The 18,196-nt window shown below is 55.7% G+C and carries 16 protein-coding genes, 2 tRNA genes and 1 rRNA gene; 6 read left to right on the top strand and 13 right to left on the bottom strand.

Going from position 1 to position 18,196, the window contains the following annotated elements; genetic code table 11:
- Positions 1-135 precede the first annotated feature (135 nt).
- On the top strand, positions 136-1,401 hold the full coding sequence (gene rhlB, locus APU11_RS17285) for an ATP-dependent RNA helicase RhlB (RefSeq protein WP_013099279.1): 1,266 nt from the start codon (positions 136-138) through the stop codon (positions 1,399-1,401).
- 6 nt (positions 1,402-1,407) lie between these two features.
- Positions 1,408-2,892, top strand: coding sequence for a guanosine-5'-triphosphate,3'-diphosphate diphosphatase (gene gppA, locus APU11_RS17290; RefSeq protein WP_013099280.1), 1,485 nt, complete (start codon positions 1,408-1,410; stop codon positions 2,890-2,892).
- A 51-nt stretch (positions 2,893-2,943) separates the two neighbouring features.
- On the opposite strand, the gene rep is transcribed toward gppA, so the two are convergent.
- Entirely contained in the window at positions 2,944-4,968 is a 2,025-nt protein-coding gene (gene rep, locus APU11_RS17295) for a DNA helicase Rep (RefSeq protein ID WP_013099281.1), read from the bottom strand.
- Between the two features lie 85 nt (positions 4,969-5,053).
- On the opposite strand from rep, the gene ppiC reads away from it, so the two are divergent.
- Positions 5,054-5,335: a peptidylprolyl isomerase PpiC gene (gene ppiC, locus APU11_RS17300; protein ID WP_008501570.1), complete on the top strand. Its 282-nt coding sequence runs from the start codon at positions 5,054-5,056 to the stop codon at positions 5,333-5,335.
- 85 nt (positions 5,336-5,420) lie between these two features.
- Here the strand turns inward: ppiC and ilvC are convergent, their stop codons facing one another.
- Positions 5,421-6,896, bottom strand: a complete 1,476-nt coding sequence (ilvC, locus tag APU11_RS17305; protein ID WP_013099283.1) for a ketol-acid reductoisomerase — start codon at positions 6,894-6,896, stop codon at positions 5,421-5,423.
- A 152-nt stretch (positions 6,897-7,048) separates the two neighbouring features.
- Between ilvC and ilvY the strand changes: the two genes are divergently transcribed.
- The gene (gene ilvY, locus APU11_RS17310; RefSeq protein WP_013099284.1) at positions 7,049-7,939 is read left to right on the top strand and encodes an HTH-type transcriptional activator IlvY; all 891 of its coding nucleotides are present in this window, start codon (positions 7,049-7,051) and stop codon (positions 7,937-7,939) included.
- A 45-nt stretch (positions 7,940-7,984) separates the two neighbouring features.
- On the opposite strand, the gene ilvA is transcribed toward ilvY, so the two are convergent.
- From ilvA to ilvL, 7 genes are all read right to left on the bottom strand, one after another.
- Entirely contained in the window at positions 7,985-9,529 is a 1,545-nt protein-coding gene (ilvA, locus tag APU11_RS17315; protein WP_029883119.1) for a threonine ammonia-lyase, biosynthetic, read from the bottom strand.
- Between the two features lie 2 nt (positions 9,530-9,531).
- Positions 9,532-11,382 carry a dihydroxy-acid dehydratase gene (ilvD, locus tag APU11_RS17320; protein WP_013099286.1) on the bottom strand — a complete coding sequence of 617 codons (1,851 nt, stop codon included), beginning with the start codon at positions 11,380-11,382 and terminating at the stop codon, positions 9,532-9,534.
- Between the two features lie 60 nt (positions 11,383-11,442).
- Positions 11,443-12,372, bottom strand: coding sequence for a branched-chain-amino-acid transaminase (gene ilvE, locus APU11_RS17325; RefSeq protein WP_013099287.1), 930 nt, complete (start codon positions 12,370-12,372; stop codon positions 11,443-11,445).
- Between the two features lie 18 nt (positions 12,373-12,390).
- Positions 12,391-12,654 carry an acetolactate synthase 2 small subunit gene (gene ilvM / locus APU11_RS17330; RefSeq protein ID WP_003860184.1) on the bottom strand — a complete coding sequence of 88 codons (264 nt, stop codon included), beginning with the start codon at positions 12,652-12,654 and terminating at the stop codon, positions 12,391-12,393.
- Entirely contained in the window at positions 12,651-14,297 is a 1,647-nt protein-coding gene (ilvG, locus tag APU11_RS17335; protein WP_058650626.1) for an acetolactate synthase 2 catalytic subunit, read from the bottom strand. The genes ilvM and ilvG overlap by 4 nt, the downstream gene beginning before the upstream one ends.
- Before the next feature lie 2 nt (positions 14,298-14,299).
- Positions 14,300-14,350 carry a peptide IlvX gene (ilvX, locus tag APU11_RS28130; protein ID WP_102046757.1) on the bottom strand — a complete coding sequence of 17 codons (51 nt, stop codon included), beginning with the start codon at positions 14,348-14,350 and terminating at the stop codon, positions 14,300-14,302.
- An 86-nt stretch (positions 14,351-14,436) separates the two neighbouring features.
- Positions 14,437-14,535, bottom strand: coding sequence for an ilv operon leader peptide (gene ilvL, locus APU11_RS17340; RefSeq protein WP_023620831.1), 99 nt, complete (start codon positions 14,533-14,535; stop codon positions 14,437-14,439).
- 341 nt (positions 14,536-14,876) lie between these two features.
- Between ilvL and APU11_RS17345 the strand changes: the two genes are divergently transcribed.
- Positions 14,877-16,397, top strand: coding sequence for a YifB family Mg chelatase-like AAA ATPase (locus tag APU11_RS17345; protein WP_060578679.1), 1,521 nt, complete (start codon positions 14,877-14,879; stop codon positions 16,395-16,397).
- Positions 16,398-16,429: 32 nt separating this feature from the next.
- Here the strand turns inward: APU11_RS17345 and APU11_RS17350 are convergent, their stop codons facing one another.
- Positions 16,430-16,768 (bottom strand): DUF413 domain-containing protein, encoded by a 339-nt coding sequence (locus APU11_RS17350; RefSeq protein ID WP_013099290.1) that lies wholly within the window; start codon positions 16,766-16,768, stop codon positions 16,430-16,432.
- A gap of 118 nt (positions 16,769-16,886) precedes the next feature.
- Here APU11_RS17350 and hdfR point away from each other — a divergent pair, with 118 nt between their 5' ends.
- Positions 16,887-17,708, top strand: coding sequence for an HTH-type transcriptional regulator HdfR (gene hdfR / locus APU11_RS17355; protein WP_058650628.1), 822 nt, complete (start codon positions 16,887-16,889; stop codon positions 17,706-17,708).
- Positions 17,709-17,810: 102 nt separating this feature from the next.
- Here hdfR and APU11_RS17360 read toward each other — a convergent pair.
- From APU11_RS17360 to rrf, 3 genes are all read right to left on the bottom strand, one after another.
- Positions 17,811-17,886 (bottom strand) — tRNA-Trp (locus APU11_RS17360).
- 53 nt (positions 17,887-17,939) lie between these two features.
- Positions 17,940-18,016: transfer RNA gene (locus tag APU11_RS17365), tRNA-Asp, on the bottom strand.
- 55 nt (positions 18,017-18,071) lie between these two features.
- Positions 18,072-18,187 (bottom strand): 5S ribosomal RNA (rrf, locus tag APU11_RS17370).
- Positions 18,188-18,196: the final 9 nt, after the last annotated feature.

An 18,196-nucleotide genomic window follows, 5' to 3' on the forward strand; every position in this document is an offset into this window, starting at 1 on the left:
CACAGGAATAAGCCTGGTGCGTTGGTTTCGCCTTCATCAACGACGTGTTGATGTCGCATTAACCAACTAAAGGTTGACTTTATTTCACCGGATACGCTTTCGTAAAGCAATAGTAAGCTGATATTCTACCACACTATGAGCAAAACACATTTAACAGAACAGAAGTTTTCCGACTTCGCCCTGCACCCAAAAGTGATTGAAGCCCTTGAAAATAAAGGCTTTCATAACTGCACGCCCATTCAGGCTCTCGCCCTGCCGCTGACGCTGGCCGGTCGTGACGTAGCAGGGCAGGCGCAAACCGGTACTGGCAAAACGATGGCGTTTTTAACGTCAACGTTTCATTATTTACTTTCTCATCCAGCGATTGCAGACCGCAAAGTTAACCAGCCGCGCGCGCTTATCATGGCTCCGACGCGAGAACTGGCGGTACAGATCCACGCAGACGCTGAACCTCTGACGCAGGCGACCGGCCTGAAGATTGGCCTGGCTTACGGCGGCGATGGCTACGATAAGCAGCTGAAAGTACTGGAAAGCGGCGTGGATATCCTGATCGGTACCACTGGCCGTCTTATCGATTATGCAAAACAGAATCACATTAACCTCGGCGCAATCCAGGTTGTGGTGCTGGATGAAGCCGACCGTATGTACGATCTGGGCTTCATCAAAGACATCCGCTGGCTGTTCCGTCGCATGCCTCCGGCGAACCAGCGTCTGAACATGCTGTTCTCCGCTACCCTTTCTTATCGCGTACGCGAGCTGGCGTTCGAGCAGATGAACAACGCCGAATATGTGGAAGTGGAGCCGGAGCAGAAAACAGGTCACCGCATTAAAGAAGAGCTCTTCTATCCTTCCAATGAAGAGAAAATGCGCCTGCTGCAAACGCTGATCGAAGAAGAGTGGCCAGATCGCGCCATTATCTTCGCGAACACCAAACACCGCTGTGAAGATATCTGGGGCCATCTGGCTGCGGATGGTCACCGTGTGGGTCTGCTGACCGGCGATGTGGCACAGAAAAAACGCCTGCGTATTCTCGACGAATTTACCCGTGGCGATCTCGATATTCTGGTCGCAACCGACGTGGCCGCGCGTGGTCTGCACATTCCCGCCGTCACGCACGTCTTCAACTATGACCTGCCGGATGACTGCGAAGACTACGTACACCGCATTGGTCGTACCGGTCGTGCAGGCGCAAGCGGTCACTCCATTAGCCTTGCGTGTGAAGAATATGCGCTGAATCTCCCGGCGATTGAGGCCTACATTGGTCACTCTATTCCACAGAGTAAATACAATCCGGATGCGCTGTTAAGCGAACTGCCGCCGCCTAAGCGCCTTACCCGCGCCCGCTCCGGCAATGGCCCGCGTCGTTCTGGCGCACCGCGTAATCGTCGTCGTTCAGGTTAAGAAAATATGCTCAGCTCCACCTCGCTTTATGCGGCAATTGATCTCGGTTCGAATAGTTTTCATATGCTGGTTGTGCGCGAGGTGGCGGGAAGCATACAAACGCTGACGCGCATTAAGCGCAAGGTCCGCCTCGCGGCGGGCCTGAGCAGCGATAATTATCTCTCCCCCGAAGCCATGGAACGTGGCTGGCAGTGTCTGCGTCTCTTTGCCGAACGCCTGCAGGATATTCCCCATTCGCAAATTACCGTTGTCGCCACCGCGACGCTGCGCCTGGCAGTCAATGCCGTGGATTTTATTGCCAAAGCGCAGGAAATTCTCGGGTGCCCGGTTCAGGTTATCAGCGGTGAAGAAGAAGCACGTCTGATCTATCAGGGTGTTGCGCACACGACGGGCGGCGACGATCGCCGTCTGGTCGTCGATATCGGGGGTGCCAGCACCGAGCTCGTCACCGGCACGGGCGCGCAGGCGACCTCGCTGTTCAGCCTGTCGATGGGCTGTGTGACCTGGCTTGAGCGCTACTTTGCCGATCGAAATCTCGGTAAAGAGAACTTCGACGAAGCGGAAAATGCCGCCCGCGAGGTGTTACGTCCGGTAATGGACGAACTGCGCTATCACGGCTGGAAAGTTTGCGTGGGTGCGTCAGGTACCGTGCAGGCGTTGCAGGAAATCATGATGGCCCAGGGGATGGACGAGCGGATCACGCTTACCAAGCTCCAGCAGTTAAAACAGCGCGCGATTCAATGTGGTCGCCTGGAAGAGCTGGAAATAGAAGGCCTGACGCTGGAACGCGCGCTGGTCTTCCCGAGCGGCCTGGCCATTTTGATCGCCATTTTTACCGAGCTGAACATCCAGTGTATGACGCTGGCCGGTGGTGCGCTGCGTGAAGGGCTGGTCTACGGAATGCTGCATCTTTCGGTTGATCAGGACATCCGCACCCGAACCCTGCGTAACGTACAGCGTCGCTTTATTGTCGATACCGATCAAGCGCAACGGGTAGGTCAGCTGGCATCACTGTTTGCCGATCAGGTAAAAAATAGCTGGGATATTGACCCGTTGAGCCGCGATCTGCTGCTAAGTGCCTGCGCGCTGCATGAAATTGGGCTGAGCGTCGAGTATAAGCAGGCGCCGCTGCACGCAGCCTGGCTGGTGCGTAATCTCGATCTGCCGGGCTACACGCCGGCACAAAAGAAGCTGCTGGCAACGTTACTGTTGAACCAGACCAACGCCGTTGACCTCTCCTCGTTACATCAGCAAAACGCTGTGCCGCCACGCGTGGCCGAGCATCTGTGCCGCCTGCTGCGTCTGGCAATTCTGTTTGCCAGCCGACGTCGCGATGATTTGCTGCCCAATATTCATCTGGTGGCGGATGACGAAAGGCTGTCTCTGACGCTGCCGGAAAACTGGATTGATAATCACCCGCTTGGGGCAGAGATGATTGAGCAAGAGTGCCAGTGGCAGAGCTATGTCCACTGGGCGCTTGAAGTGAAGTAACACGCTGTGCATTGCCGGGCGGCGGCTTCGCCTGACCCGGCCTGCAAGTTTTTATCCCTTCTCTTTGGCTTTTGCCAGCATGGCGCGAATGTTCGCGACGTTAGCCTGACCTTTGTGCATCCGTTCTTCAGCGGTAATCACCTTGCGCTCCTGCTCCCAGATCAGGTCATCCTGCGGCAACTCCAGCAGGAAACGGCTCGGCTCAGGGCGAACCAGTTCCCCATACTGACGGCGCTCTTTACACAGCGTAAATGTTAATTCTTTCTGCGCGCGGGTAATGCCCACGTAGGCCAGACGACGCTCTTCATCGACGTTATCTTCATCAATGCTGCTCTGGTGCGGCAGTAAGCCCTCTTCCATGCCGACCAGGTAGACATACGGAAACTCCAGCCCTTTAGACGCATGCAGCGTCATCAGTTGAACCTGATCGGCTTCCTCTTCGCTCTCTCCGCGCTCCATCATGTCGCGTAGCGTAAAGCGGGTAACGACCTGGGTCAGGGTCATCGGCTCGTCGATTTCTGAGCCTTCCAGCATTTCCGTCATCCAGCTGAATAGCTGGTTAACGTTTTTCATCCGCATCTCTGCCGCCTTCGGGCTGGCAGAGGTTTCATACAGCCAGGACTCGTAGTCGATGCCGTGGATCAGATCGCGAACGGCAGCAACCGGTTCGCGCTCCGCCAGACGCTGGACTTCGCCAAGCCAGTGGGTAAAGCGGGTTAAGGAATCATAACCGCGCCCGGTTAACGTCTGGCTCAGCCCCATATCGAAGCTGGCGGTAAACAGGCTTTTGTTGCGCGTCATCGCCCATTCACCGAGCTTTTGCAGCGTCGCCGGGCCGATTTCACGTTTCGGCGTGTTCACGATACGCAGAAAGGCGCTGTCGTCATCCGGGTTGGTGAGTACACGCAGATAGGCCAGCAGATCTTTGATTTCAGGGCGCGAGAAGAAGGAGGTTCCGCCGGAAATTTTGTACGGGATGCGGTTCTGCATCAGCATCTTTTCAAAGACGCGCGACTGGTGGTTGCCGCGATACAGGATCGCGTAATCTTTATATTCCGTTTTATTGACGAAGTGGTGCGCAATCAGCTCGCCCGTCACGCGCTCCGCTTCATGCTCTTCATTATTGGCACTGAGCACTTTGAGCTCCGTGCCATAGCCAAGTTCCGAGAAAAGGCGTTTTTCGAAGACGTGCGGGTTATTGGCAATCAGGATATTTGCCGCTTTCAGGATGCGCCCGGATGAGCGGTAGTTCTGTTCCAGCTTGATCACCTGCAGCGCCGGAAAATCTTTGCTCAGCAGCACCAGGTTTTGTGGGCGCGCGCCGCGCCAGGAGTAGATTGACTGGTCGTCATCGCCTACCACGGTGAAACGCGCGCGCTGTCCCACCAGCAGCTTCACCAGCTCATACTGGCTGGTGTTGGTGTCCTGGTATTCATCCACCAGCAGATAGCGGATTTTGTTCTGCCAGCGTTCACGCACCTCTTCATTACGCTGCAACAGCAGCGTGGGCAGCAGGATCAGATCGTCAAAATCCAGCACGTTACACGCTTTCATATGTGCATCGTACAGACCGTAGCAGTGAGCGAAGATCCGATCCCGCTCACCTTTGGCGCTTGCCGCCGCCTGAGCGGGGGTCATCAGATCGTTTTTCCAGTTGGAGATCGTCGAGATCAGCTGCTGCAACAGCACTTTGTCATCTTCGATCAGCCCCTCGGTAAGCTCTTTAAGCAATGCCACCTGATCGGTGTCGTCGAAGAGCGAGAAGTTGGACTTCATCCCCAGCGCCGCGTATTCGCGTTTGATGATATCCAGCCCCAGCGTGTGGAACGTGGAGATCATCAGGCCTCGCGCCTCTTTACGCCCCAGCGTCTGGCCGACACGCTCTTTCATTTCGCGCGCCGCTTTGTTGGTAAAGGTCACCGCAGCGATATGCCGGGCCTGATAGCCGCAGCCACGGATCAGATGGGCGATTTTGTTCGTGATCACACGCGTTTTGCCGGAGCCAGCCCCCGCCAGCACCAGACACGGTCCGGTGACAAATTCGACAGCTTGTTGTTGTCCGGGGTTTAAACGCATAAATGATCACTCAATGAAAGTCAGGAGGGGAGAATAACAGCGTGGTAGTATAGCGAGCCTAATCCATACCACTCAAGGCACGATCATGGCAAAAACAGCAGCAGCACTGCATATCCTTGTTAAAGAAGAGAAACTGGCTCTGGATCTTCTGGAGCAGATCAAAAACGGCGCCGACTTCGGCAAGCTGGCGAAGAAGCACTCCATTTGCCCATCAGGCAAACGCGGCGGTGACTTAGGTGAATTCCGTCAGGGTCAGATGGTTCCGGCGTTCGACAAAGTGGTCTTCTCCTGCCCGGTACTGGAGCCGACTGGCCCACTGCATACGCAGTTCGGCTATCACGTGATCAAGGTCCTCTATCGCAAATAAAAAGCCGGGTAGCGGCTGCGCCTTACCCGGCCTACGTCTTAGCGTTTTGTAGGTCGGGTAAGCAAAGCGCCACCCGACAAGGTTGTTAACCCGCTACCGCGATACGTTTCATATCGGTCATGTAGCCACGCAGTTTGTGACCTACTTTCTCGATCTGGTGGCTGCGAATCGCTTCGTTCACATCACGCAGTTGCGCGTTGTCTACCGCACCTTCCGCAATGGCTTTGCCCAGATCGCCCGGCTGCAGGGTGGTCATGAACTCTTTCAGCAGCGGTACGCATGCATAAGAGAACAGGTAGTTGCCGTACTCAGCGGTATCGGAGATAACCACGTTCATTTCGTACAGACGCTTACGGGCGATGGTGTTCGCGATCAGCGGCAGCTCGTGCAGAGATTCGTAGTACGCAGACTCTTCGATGATGCCGGAATCCACCATGGTTTCGAACGCCAGCTCAACACCTGCTTTTACCATCGCGATCATCAGTACGCCTTTGTCGAAGTACTCTTGCTCGCCGATTTTACCTTCATACTGTGGCGCAGTTTCGAACGCGGTCTTACCGGTCTCTTCACGCCAGGTCAGCAGTTTCTTATCATCATTCGCCCAGTCAGCCATCATGCCGGAAGAGAACTCGCCGGAGATGATGTCGTCCATATGTTTCTGGAACAACGGCGCCATAATGGTTTTCAGTTGTTCGGACAGCGCGAAAGCACGCAGTTTCGCCGGGTTGGACAGACGATCCATCATCAGCGTGATACCGCCCTGCTTCAGCGCTTCGGTGATGGTTTCCCAGCCGAACTGAATCAGTTTTTCTGCGTATGCCGGGTCGGTACCCTCTTCCACCAGCTTATCGAAGCACAGCAGTGAACCGGCCTGCAGCATGCCGCACAGAATGGTCTGCTCGCCCATCAGGTCAGATTTCACTTCAGCCACGAAGGAAGATTCCAGAACGCCCGCACGGTGGCCACCGGTAGCCGCTGCCCATGCTTTAGCGATCGCCATCCCTTCGCCTTTCGGATCGTTTTCCGGGTGAACCGCGATCAGCGTCGGCACGCCGAAGCCACGCTTGTACTCTTCACGGACTTCTGTACCCGGACACTTCGGAGCCACCATCACTACGGTGATGTCTTTACGGATCTGCTCGCCCACTTCAACGATGTTGAAGCCATGAGAGTAACCCAGCGCCGCGCCGTCTTTCATCAGCGGCTGAACGGAGCGCACAACATCAGAGTGCTGTTTGTCTGGCGTCAGGTTAACAACCAGATCCGCCTGCGGGATCAGCTCTTCGTAGGTACCCACTTTGAAGCCGTTTTCGGTCGCTTTACGCCAGGAAGCGCGTTTTTCAGCAATTGCTTCTTTGCGCAGGGCGTAAGAGATATCCAGCCCGGAGTCACGCATGTTCAGGCCCTGGTTCAGACCCTGCGCGCCACAACCGACGATGACCACTTTTTTACCCTGAAGGTAGCTCGCGCCATCAGCAAATTCATCGCGCGCCATGAAGCGGCATTTGCCCAGCTGCGCCAGCTGCTGGCGCAAGTTCAGTGTATTAAAGTAGTTAGCCATGGGTGATACCTCGTGATGTTGTGTGTCTTATTGTTCGGTTCGCGTTTCAGCGAGAATGTACCCACATTACAACAGGAAATTTATTGCGGAAATTGATATATTCACAACGTCACGTTGCAATATCTGCAATGTAAAAAGGGGGAGTGGAATCCGTGGATTTACGCGATCTGAAAATGTTCCTGCATCTGGCGGAAAGCCGCCATTTTGGCCGTAGCGCCCGGGCCATGCACGTCAGCCCGTCCACGCTTTCGCGCCAGATCCAGCGCCTTGAAGAGGACCTCGGCCAGCCGCTGTTTGTGCGGGATAATCGCACCGTTACCCTCACGGAAGCGGGCGAAGAGCTGCGGGTCTTTGCTCAGCAGACGTTGCTGCAGTATCAGCAGCTACGACACGCCATCGATCAGAAAGGGCCGTCTTTATCCGGCGAGCTACACATTTTCTGTTCCGTAACGGCCGCCTATAGCCATCTTCCTCCTATCCTTGACCGCTTCCGCGCGGAGCATCCCTCGGTTGAAATTAAGCTCACCACCGGCGATGCCGCCGATGCCATGGAAAAAGTCGTCACAGGCGAAGCCGATCTGGCCATTGCCGGGAAGCCCGAAACCCTGCCGGGCGCGGTGGCGTTCTCTATGCTGGAGAATCTGGCGGTGGTGCTGATCGCCCCGGCGCTACCCTGCCCGGTGCGTAATCAGGTGTCGGTGGAAAAGCCGGACTGGTCATCGGTGCCGTTTATCATGGCCGATCAGGGTCCGGTGCGACGCCGTATCGAACTCTGGTTCCGTCGTCAGAAAATCAGTAATCCGTCGATTTACGCGACGGTGGGTGGACACGAGGCGATGGTCTCGATGGTGGCGCTTGGCTGCGGCGTGGCGCTGCTGCCGGAAGTGGTGCTGGAAAACAGCCCGGAACCGGTGCGCAATCGCGTGATGATTCTGGAGCGCAGCGACGAAAAGACGCCGTTCGAGCTTGGCGTGTGTGCACAAAAAAAGCGGCTGCATGAGCCGCTTATTGATGCGTTCTGGAAGATATTGCCGAACCATTAAAGTCGGGTGGCGCTACGCTTACCCGACCTATACGCAGACCTCCCCTTAGCCCGCGAGGAAGAAGCGGAACGCCGGGTTGTGCGTTTCATCATGGCACTCATAGCCCAGCTCGTTCAGACGCGTTTCGAAATCCGGCTCGTGCTCGGCCAGTTCAAACGCGGCCAGCACGCGGCCATAGTCGGTGCCGTGGCTGCGGTAGTGGAACAGCGAGATGTTCCAGTGCGTGCCCAGCGTATGCAGGAACTTCAGCAACGCGCCCGGGGATTCCGGGAATTCAAAGCTGTAAAGACGTTCTTTAAGCGGCTTCGACGGACGACCACCGACCATATAACGCACGTGCAGCTTCGCCATCTCATCGTCAGAGAGATCGACCACGCTGTAGCCGCCTTCGTGCAGCAGGTGGAGGATCTCTTTGCGCTCTTCCAGACCGCGGCTTAAACGCACGCCGACAAAAATACAGGCGTCTTTCGCATCGGCAAAACGGTAGTTGAACTCCGTTACCGAACGGCCGCCAAGCAGCTGACAGAACTTCAGGAAGCTGCCCTTCTCTTCCGGAATGGTCACCGCCAGCAGGGCCTCACGCTGCTCACCCAGCTCGCAGCGTTCAGAAACGTAACGCAGACCATGGAAGTTGACGTTAGCGCCCGAGAGCACGTGCGCCAGGCGCTCGCCGCGAATGTTGTGCTGGGCGATGTATTTTTTCATTCCAGCCAATGCCAGCGCGCCGGACGGTTCCGCCACCGCACGCACATCCTCGAAGAGATCTTTCATCGCCGCACAGATCGCATCGCTGTCGACGGTGACGATGTCGTCAAGATACTCCTGGCACAGACGGAAGGTTTCGTCGCCAATACGTTTCACCGCCACGCCTTCGGCAAATAGCCCAACGCGCGGAAGATCGACCGGATGACCCGCATCCAGCGCGGCCTTCAGGCAGGCTGAATCTTCCGCTTCCACGGCAATCACTTTGATCTGCGGCATCAGCTGTTTGATCAGCACCGCCACGCCTGCGGCTAAGCCACCGCCGCCCACCGGAACAAAAACGCGGTCAAGATGGGCATCCTGCTGCAGCAGTTCCAGCGCCAGGGTACCTTGTCCTGCAATCACCATCGGATGGTCGAACGGCGGTACCCAGGTAAAGCCCTGCTGCTGCGCCAGCTCGATCGCTTTGGCTTTTGCTTCGTCAAAGTTAGCGCCGTGGAGCAGCACTTCGCCGCCGAAGCCACGCACCGCATCCACTTTGATATCCGCCGTGGCAACCGGCATCACGATCAGCGCTTTCAACCCCAAACGGGCAGACGAGAACGCCACACCCTGCGCGTGGTTGCCCGCCGACGCGGTAATCACGCCGCGTGCTTTTTGCTCGTCGGTCAACCCGGCCATCATCGCGTAGGCCCCGCGCAGCTTGAAGCTGTGCACCGGCTGACGGTCTTCGCGCTTCACCAGAATCACGTTGTCGAGGCGCGAAGAGAGTTTTTCCATTTTCTGCAGCGGGGTGACCTGCACCGCTTCATAGACCGGCGCGCGTAGCACTGCCCGGAGATATTCCGCCCCCTCAGGGGCGGCGGATAAGGGTTGTGACTCGGCCATCATTAGCCCCCAAGTTTCGATTTATCGCGTACCGCGCCTTTGTCTGCACTGGTCGCAAGGCTCGCGTAAGCGCGCAGGGCGAAGGAGACTTCACGCTGGCGGTCCTTCGGCGTCCAGGCTTTATCGCCGCGCGCCTCCTGTGCTTCACGACGAGCCGCGATCTCCTGATCGCTCAGCTTGAGCTGGATCCCGCGATTCGGAATGTCGATTTCAATCAGGTCACCGTCTTCGATGATCGCAATGTTGCCGCCACTCGCTGCTTCCGGTGATACGTGGCCGATGGAGAGACCGGACGTACCGCCCGAGAAACGTCCGTCGGTGATCAACGCACACGCTTTACCGAGGCCCATCGATTTCAGGAAGGTGGTTGGGTAGAGCATCTCCTGCATGCCTGGACCGCCTTTCGGCCCTTCGTAACGGATGACCACCACGTCGCCTTCCACAACTTTGCCGCCCAGGATGGCGTCTACCGCCTCGTCCTGGCTTTCGTACACTTTGGCCGGGCCGGTGAATTTCAGGATGCTGTCATCCACGCCCGCGGTTTTTACGATGCAGCCGTTTTCCGCAAAGTTGCCGTACAGCACGGCCAGACCGCCGTCTTTACTGTAGGCGTGCTCCAGCGAACGGATGCAGCCTTCGGCGCGGTCATCATCCAGGGTGTCCCAGCGACAATCCTGAGAGAAGGCCTGCGTGGTACGAATACCGGCCGGACCCGCGCGGAACATGTTTTTCACCGCCTCATCCTGAGTCAGCATCACGTCATATTTATCCAGCGTCTGCGGCAACGTCAGACCGAGAACGTTCTTCACATCGCGGTTCAGCAGCCCGGCGCGATCCAGCTCGCCAAGAATACCGATGACGCCACCCGCACGGTGTACGTCTTCCATGTGGTATTTCTGGGTGCTTGGCGCGACTTTACACAGTTGCGGCACTTTGCGGGACAGCTTATCGATATCGCTCATGGTGAAGTCGATTTCCGCTTCCTGCGCCGCAGCCAGCAGGTGCAAAACGGTGTTAGTAGAACCGCCCATGGCGATATCCAGCGTCATGGCATTTTCGAACGCCGCCTTGCTGGCGATGTTGCGCGGCAGCGCGCTGGCATCGTCCTGCTCGTAGTAACGTTTGGTCAGTTCAACAATGCGCTTACCGGCGTTGAGGAACAGCGCTTTACGGTCAGCGTGCGTCGCCAGCAGCGAACCGTTGCCCGGCTGAGAGAGGCCCAGCGCCTCGGTCAGACAGTTCATGGAGTTGGCGGTGAACATCCCGGAACAGGAGCCGCAGGTTGGGCACGCGGAGCGTTCCACCTGGTTGCTCTGCTCGTCAGACACTTTTGGATCCGCGCCCTGGATCATCGCATCGACCAGGTCGAGCTTGATGATTTTGTCAGAAAGCTTGGTCTTGCCCGCTTCCATAGGACCACCGGAGACGAAAATCACCGGAATGTTCAGACGCAGGGAAGCCATCAGCATCCCTGGGGTGATTTTGTCGCAGTTGGAGATACAGACCATGGCATCCGCACAGTGAGCGTTAACCATGTATTCCACCGAGTCGGCAATCAGCTCGCGCGACGGCAGTGAATAGAGCATGCCCCCGTGCCCCATTGCGATACCGTCATCCACCGCAATGGTGTTGAATTCTTTCGCCACACCGCCCGCAGCTTCAATTTGCTCAGCAACCAGTTTGCCGAGATCGCGCAGGTGCACATGGCCCGGCACAAACTGGGTGAAGGAGTTCACCACGGCGATGATAGGTTTACCGAAATCAGCGTCGGTCATCCCAGTGGCGCGCCACAGTGCGCGGGCACCCGCCATGTTACGGCCGTGGGTGGTGGTGGCGGAACGATACTTAGGCATGCTTTATTTACTCCCGTCTGACTATTAAATGGGACGGTGCGTGCCGTCCCATATTTATGCTTATTGATTAACCTGATCCAACCAGCCGTATTTATCTTCTGTTTCGCCGGTGAAGAGGCCGAAGAAGGCTTGCTGAATACGTTTGGTAACCGGGCCACAGCGGCCTGCGCCCACCTGAATACCGTCTACACTGCGAACCGGCGTGATCTCAGCCGCCGTACCGGACATAAAGACTTCATCGGCCAGATACAGGGATTCGCGAGACAGAACCTGTTCACGCACTTCGATACCCAGATCTTTCGCCAGCTTAATGATGGCGTCACGGGTAATACCCGGCAGGGCTGAAGAGGTAAACGGCGGGGTGAACAGGATACCGTCTTTCACTTCAAACAGGTTCTCACCTGCACCTTCAGAGATATAACCGTTCACATCCAGCGCGATGCCTTCCTGGTAGCCGTGGCGGCGCGCTTCGCTGCCGACCAACAGTGAGGAGAGGTAGTTACCGCCCGCCTTGGCCGCAGTTGGGATGGTATTAGGCGCCACGCGGTTCCAGGACGAGACCATTGCGTCGATCCCTTGCTCCAGCGCTTCTGCACCCAGGTACGCCCCCCACGGGAACGCAGCAATGATCACGTCAGTGGTGTAACCGGCTGGCGGGTTTACGCCCATGCCCACGTCACCCACGAAGACCAGCGGACGAATATAGGCGCTGGTCAGGTTGTTCTTACGAATCACCTCGCGGCAGGCTTCCATCAGCTCATCAACGCTCTGAGAAACCGGGAAACGATAAATTTTGGCTGAGTCATGCAGACGCTGCATATGTTCACGATGACGGAACACCACTGGCCCTTTGTGAGAGTCGTAGCAACGGATGCCTTCAAACACAGACGTACCGTAGTGCAGCGCATGGGACATCACGTGGACCTTCGCGTCCTCCCAACGAACCATCTCACCATTGAACCAAATGTAATCAGCTTTTTTTGTCGTCATTTTCTCTTCCTGTCACGCTCAGGCGCGGATTTGTTGTGATGTGGTTGTGCTCTGGCAGATGGCAACATGGGCAACATCCACCAGCTTTGATAACTGACTAAACAGTAAGTCGACCGGGCGCGGGCTGGCAACGGTTAATTCGATACTGATGTTTTGGGCGTCAGTGGCCGTCTCCATATTCATAGAGCAAATCTGAAAGCCACGATGACGGACCACGCGCAAAACGCGTTCTAATGTCTCTGGATTGAAGCGAGCCTGAACGGCGACCTGATGTTGCATCATGATAATTTCTCCAGCATTTGTGAGTTACTGGCACCTGGCGGTACCAACGGCCAGACGTTCTCAAGCTCGTCGATTGAGACATGAAGCAGGTAAGGCCCTTCGCTTGACAGCATGGTGTCGAGTGCCGCTTCAACCTGGTCTTTACGGGTGATGTGCTGTCCAGGAATGCCAAAGGCGCTGGCCAGAGTGAGGAAATCGGGGTTATCAGTCAGGGTGGTTTCGCTGTAGCGCTCCTCGAAGAACAGCTGCTGCCACTGGCGCACCATCCCTAAACGCTGGTTATCAAGCAACACGATCTTCAGCGGCAATTGTTTACGCTTAACGGTGCCCAACTCCTGAACGTTCATCATGAAGGAGCCGTCACCGGAGATACAGATGACCGTATCGTTTGGACGCGCAACCTGAGCACCCACCGCGGCAGGCAGGCCGAAGCCCATCGTGCCTAATCCGCTGGAGGTGATGAAGTTTTCCGGGCGGGTGTAGGTCATGTGCTGCGCAGACCACATCTGGTGCTGGCCGACATCGGTCGTCACTACGCTGTCTGCCGGTTTACGGTCAGACAACTGCTTCAACAGCAGCGGCGCATAGATGGCCTCACCCGGATGGTCGTAACGCCAGGCGTGCTCGGCACGCATTTCAGCCGTGTGCTGGCGCCACTCGCCGATATTCAAAGGCTGCTGTAACGCCGGCAGCAGCGTGTTGAGATCGCCCTGCAGCGCAACATGCGCCTGACGCAGTTTGTTCATTTCCGCCGGGTCGATATCCATATGGATAACTTTGGCGTTTGGCGCGAAGGTATTCAGCTTGCCGGTCACGCGATCGTCAAAACGGGCACCGACGGCAATCAGCAAATCACACTCCTGCACCGCCAGGTTTGCCGCTTTGGTGCCGTGCATCCCCAGCATGCCAAGGTAGTATGGGTAGTCAGCATCCACTGCGCCCAACCCTTTCAGCGTGCAGGTGGCAGGCATTTGCGTTACCGCGATAAATTCGCGCAGGGCCGGAACTGCCTGTGCCATGCCAATGCCGCCGCCGACGTACAACATCGGCTGGGCTGCCTGCGCCAGCATCCGACGCGCCTCTTCGACTTCCGCATGTGGGAACGCGTCGTCACTTTCAACGGTGGAGAAGTGCGGTTCCAGCTCGCCGAGTGCAACCTGAATATCTTTCGGGATATCCACCAGAACCGGGCCAGGACGGCCAGAGCTGGCAATACGGAACGCTTCCGCCATCACGCCTGGCAGTTCTTCGAGGGACTGCACGAGGAAGCTGTGTTTGGTGCAGGCCAGCGACAAGCCGAGCACATCGACTTCCTGGAAGGCATCGGTACCGATGAAGGGTGAGGCCACCTGGCCGGTGATCGCCACCACGGGAACGGAATCGAGCAGCGCGTCAGCCAGACCGGTGATCAGGTTTGTGGCGCCCGGTCCAGACGTTGCCATGCAGACACCCGTTTTACCGGTGGCACGTGCATAGCCAATGGCCGCCATGGCTGCGCCCTGCTCGTGTCGGCACAAGAGGTGTTCCACGCCGCCGTCATACAGTGCATCGTAAATCGGCATAATTGCGCCTCCCGGATAACCAAAGACGGTTTCGACTCCCTGTGCGCGCAACGCATGTACTACCCACTGTGCCCCATTCATAGTTAGTTCCCCGTCATAAATCGGGAGAAACAGAATTTTGTGCTATTTGTCATTCTCTGCTCCTCGTTTAAGTTTTTTAGTCATAAAAAAACCCCCGGACCTTTCGGTGCGGGGGTCTTAGTTCGTTAAGGCTTGATTTCTAAGCCTTTCCTCGTCCAAGTGCAGCCCCGCACGGTGGGATAATAATCACCACCACGCTAATCACGACCAGGCTAATCACTAGTAGAAGGGCTGTCATTTTCAGTTCTTTGTGCATCTTGTTCGAAGGAATGCCTAAAGAGTTATCACAGTTATCAAACCAAACACAAGATTTATTTATGACGGATTTGATTAGCAGGCAAATCATATTCCTGAAAAGCTTTGTTTTATATAAGGAAATTAGAGAGTGAATATTTTTCATTTTTTTGGCGTGTTTTAGCGCTCTGCAACGTTCCGTCCTTCTCTTTGCGAGATAGCTTCCGAATGAGTGAAATAGTTACACTATGTCGCTAAAAAGCAGGAATGAGCGTCGTAAATCAGCCAACTGACGCTCAACAGGCAAAATCAATACTGACATAGTGACTCACTGAGGAGGTGCTTATGTCACTGTCAGTTGTTTACACGCGCGCGGCTATCGGAGTAAAGGCACCGCTTATTTCTGTGGAGGTTCATCTGAGTAATGGGCTCCCTGGGCTAACGCTTGTCGGCTTGCCAGAAACCACGGTCAAAGAAGCCAGAGATCGGGTTCGCAGCGCAATTATCAATAGCGGTTATACCTTCCCCGCCAAGAAGATCACGATCAACCTTGCTCCCGCAGATCTGCCCAAGGAGGGCGGACGATACGATTTACCTATCGCTATTGCGCTTCTCGCAGCCTCTGAGCAGCTCAACACTGCGAGGCTAGGCTCGTACGAGTTCATTGGCGAACTGGCGCTTACAGGCGCGTTAAGAGGCGTTCCTGGCGCCATCTCTGGTGCGCTGGAAGCCATTCATGCCGGTCGACAAATTATTGTAGCCAATGAAAATGCCTCAGAAGTGAGCCTGATTGCCGAGAAAGGGTGCCTGGTCGCGGGGCATTTACAGGAAGTCTGCGCGCACCTTGAAGGCCAACATACGCTCTCCGAGCCAGAGGAAACCGGAGATATCCTGCCTGAAAGCCCGGACGACCTCAGCGATATTATCGGGCAGGAGCAGGGGAAGCGGGCACTGGAGATCACCGCAGCCGGAGGACATAACCTGTTGCTGATTGGCCCGCCGGGAACAGGGAAAACCATGCTGGCGAGCAGGCTGAATGGGTTATTGCCACCACTCAATAATCATGAGGCACTTGAAAGCGCAGCGATATTTAGCCTGGTGAGCTCTGCATCATTGCAAAAACAGTGGCGACGACGCCCTTTTCGCTCTCCCCATCACAGTGCCTCCCTGACGGCCATGGTCGGAGGGGGCTCCATTCCGGGGCCGGGAGAGATCTCGCTGGCAAACAATGGCATCCTGTTCCTTGATGAACTGCCTGAGTTTGAACGCCGCGTACTGGATGCCCTGCGGGAACCTATCGAATCTGGCGAGATCCATATCTCCCGCACGCGCGCCAAAATAAGCTACCCGGCACAGTTCCAGCTGGTTGCCGCCATGAACCCCAGCCCATCAGGCCATTATCAGGGAAATCATAATCGCTGCACGCCTGAGCAGACGCTGCGCTATCTGGGGAAGCTGTCAGGCCCTTTCCTCGATCGTTTTGATTTATCCCTGGAGATCCCCTTACCGCCCCCTGGTTTGCTCAGCCAGACAACGATACGCGGTGAGAGCACAGCGAAGGTTCGCGAACGGGTTATCGCCTCACAGGCCCGACAATACGCTCGTCAACATAAGCTTAATGCGCGTCTGGATAATGCTGAGATTCGGCAGTTTTGCCATCTTAAGGCTGAGGATGCCTGCTGGCTTGAAGAGACATTGACGCGATTTGGGCTCTCGATCCGTGCATGGCAGCGCCTGCTGAAAGTGGCTCGCACTATTGCCGATGTGGAAGGAGACCCAGAGATTGAAAGACACCATCTGCAGGAAGCGCTGAGCTATCGCGCCATAGATCGGTTGTTGCTGCACCTGCAAAAATTACTGGCATAAAAAAAGGAGCCGAAGCTCCTTTTCTCATCAACTTAGTCGTCAGACTCGGTGTAGTCTTCAGCACCTTCCATCTGCGGCTTACCGCCAGACAGCGTATGGAAACGCTTTGGACGCTTGATGCGTGCCATATACTTGATCCATACACGTTCTGCTTCAGACTGCGGCTCACGCTCACCGCGACAAACAGCAACAAACTGTTTTTCGTCTTCAGTCGCAGGCTCACGTTTACCCAGATCCAGCTCGTTAAAGGCATAACCATGACGCTCAAGCAATTGCGCCTCTTTGATGGTGAAATCGCCGTGACGAGAGAACCCGCGTGGATAATTTTTATTGTCGAAAAAACGATTAGTCGTCGTAAAGCTTTCCGCCATCCTACACGCTCCTAATTCTTTGGCCGAGCTATTTATGGCGCGGAGTATTAGTTACGCTTGACAGAGTGTAAAACAAAACATTTAAATCATAACGACAAATAATTTTGTGGAGAAAGATGTGGATACGGAATTGCTAAAAACTTTCCTTGAAGTGAGCAGGACACGCCACTTCGGGCGAGCAGCTGAAGCCCTCTATCTGACGCAGTCAGCGGTCAGTTTTCGTATTCGACAGCTGGAAAATCAATTGGGTGTGAATCTATTTACCCGCCACCGCAACAATATCCGCTTAACGCCAGCCGGTGAGAAACTGCTCCCGTATGCAGAAACGTTGATGAATACCTGGCAGGCGGCCCGTAAAGAGGTGGCTCATACGTCCAGGCACAATGAGTTCTCGATCGGGGCCAGCGCCTCCCTGTGGGAATGTATGCTCAGTCAGTGGCTTTCGCGGTTATACCATTCGCATGGGCATTTGCAATTCGAGGCCAGAATTGCGCAACGCCAGTCGCTGGTTAAGCAACTTCACAAGCGCCAGCTTGATCTGCTGATCACTACTGAAGCCCCCAAGATGGACGAATTTAGCAGCCAGATTGTTGGGCAGTTTGGTCTGGCTCTGTATGCGTCTGAGCCTGCGATGATGAAGTCCGATCTAACCTATCTGCGGCTTGAATGGGGCCCCGATTTTCAACAGCATGAAACCGGTTTGATCGCCCCTGACGATGTTCCACAGCTAACAACCAGCTCAGCGGAGATCGCCTGCCAACAGCTTTCCTTGCTAAAGGGCTGCACGTGGTTACCCGTCTGCTGGGCAGACAGTAAACCGGGACTCCATACCGTACTGGATTCCACTACGCTTTCCAGGCCGCTGTATGCAATCTGGCTGCAGAACAGCGATAAGCAATCGCAGATAAAAGATCTTTTAAAAATCAATATTATGGAATGATTGACCAGCCAGCATAATGGCTGGCTGCAGTTTTTGATTAGGAAGGGATTTTGGCCATGTTGAAGGCAAAAAAAATCCTTTGCCGAAGCAAAGGATTCTATATGGCAGGGGCGGAGAGACTCGAACTCGCGACACCCGGTTTTGGAGACCGGTGCTCTACCAACTGAGCTACGCCCCTAAAGTTTTTTGCCATTAAGCCTGCCGATAAGGCAGGCTTAATGTCTTAATAAGTGGCGGAACGGACGGGACTCGAACCCGCGACCCCCTGCGTGACAGGCAGGTATTCTAACCGACTGAACTACCGCTCCACCGAAGACTGCTGTAACCACCGGATTTATGCACCGGCTTACTACTTAATTTGATGCCTGGCAGTTCCCTACTCTCACATGGGGAGACCCCACACTACCATCGGCGCTACGGCGTTTCACTTCTGAGTTCGGCATGGGGTCAGGTGGGACCACCGCGCTAAAGCCGCCAGGCAAATTCTG

Origin of the sequence: Enterobacter sp. 50793107 (assembly GCF_001463365.1) — a bacterium.
GTDB lineage: Bacteria > Pseudomonadota > Gammaproteobacteria > Enterobacterales > Enterobacteriaceae > Enterobacter > Enterobacter cloacae.

Coding starts and splice junctions, on each gene's coding strand:
- rhlB (WP_013099279.1), top strand. CDS start 136: ATGAGCAAAACACATTTAACAGAACAGAAGTTTTCCGACTTCGCCCTG.
- gppA (WP_013099280.1), top strand. CDS start 1,408: ATGCTCAGCTCCACCTCGCTTTATGCGGCAATTGATCTCGGTTCGAAT.
- rep (WP_013099281.1), bottom strand. CDS start 4,968: ATGCGTTTAAACCCCGGACAACAACAAGCTGTCGAATTTGTCACCGGA.
- ppiC (WP_008501570.1), top strand. CDS start 5,054: ATGGCAAAAACAGCAGCAGCACTGCATATCCTTGTTAAAGAAGAGAAA.
- ilvC (WP_013099283.1), bottom strand. CDS start 6,896: ATGGCTAACTACTTTAATACACTGAACTTGCGCCAGCAGCTGGCGCAG.
- ilvA (WP_029883119.1), bottom strand. CDS start 9,529: ATGGCCGAGTCACAACCCTTATCCGCCGCCCCTGAGGGGGCGGAATAT.
- ilvD (WP_013099286.1), bottom strand. CDS start 11,382: ATGCCTAAGTATCGTTCCGCCACCACCACCCACGGCCGTAACATGGCG.
- ilvE (WP_013099287.1), bottom strand. CDS start 12,372: ATGACGACAAAAAAAGCTGATTACATTTGGTTCAATGGTGAGATGGTT.
- ilvM (WP_003860184.1), bottom strand. CDS start 12,654: ATGATGCAACATCAGGTCGCCGTTCAGGCTCGCTTCAATCCAGAGACA.
- ilvG (WP_058650626.1), bottom strand. CDS start 14,297: ATGAATGGGGCACAGTGGGTAGTACATGCGTTGCGCGCACAGGGAGTC.
- ilvL (WP_023620831.1), bottom strand. CDS start 14,535: ATGACAGCCCTTCTACTAGTGATTAGCCTGGTCGTGATTAGCGTGGTG.
- APU11_RS17345 (WP_060578679.1), top strand. CDS start 14,877: ATGTCACTGTCAGTTGTTTACACGCGCGCGGCTATCGGAGTAAAGGCA.
- APU11_RS17350 (WP_013099290.1), bottom strand. CDS start 16,768: ATGGCGGAAAGCTTTACGACGACTAATCGTTTTTTCGACAATAAAAAT.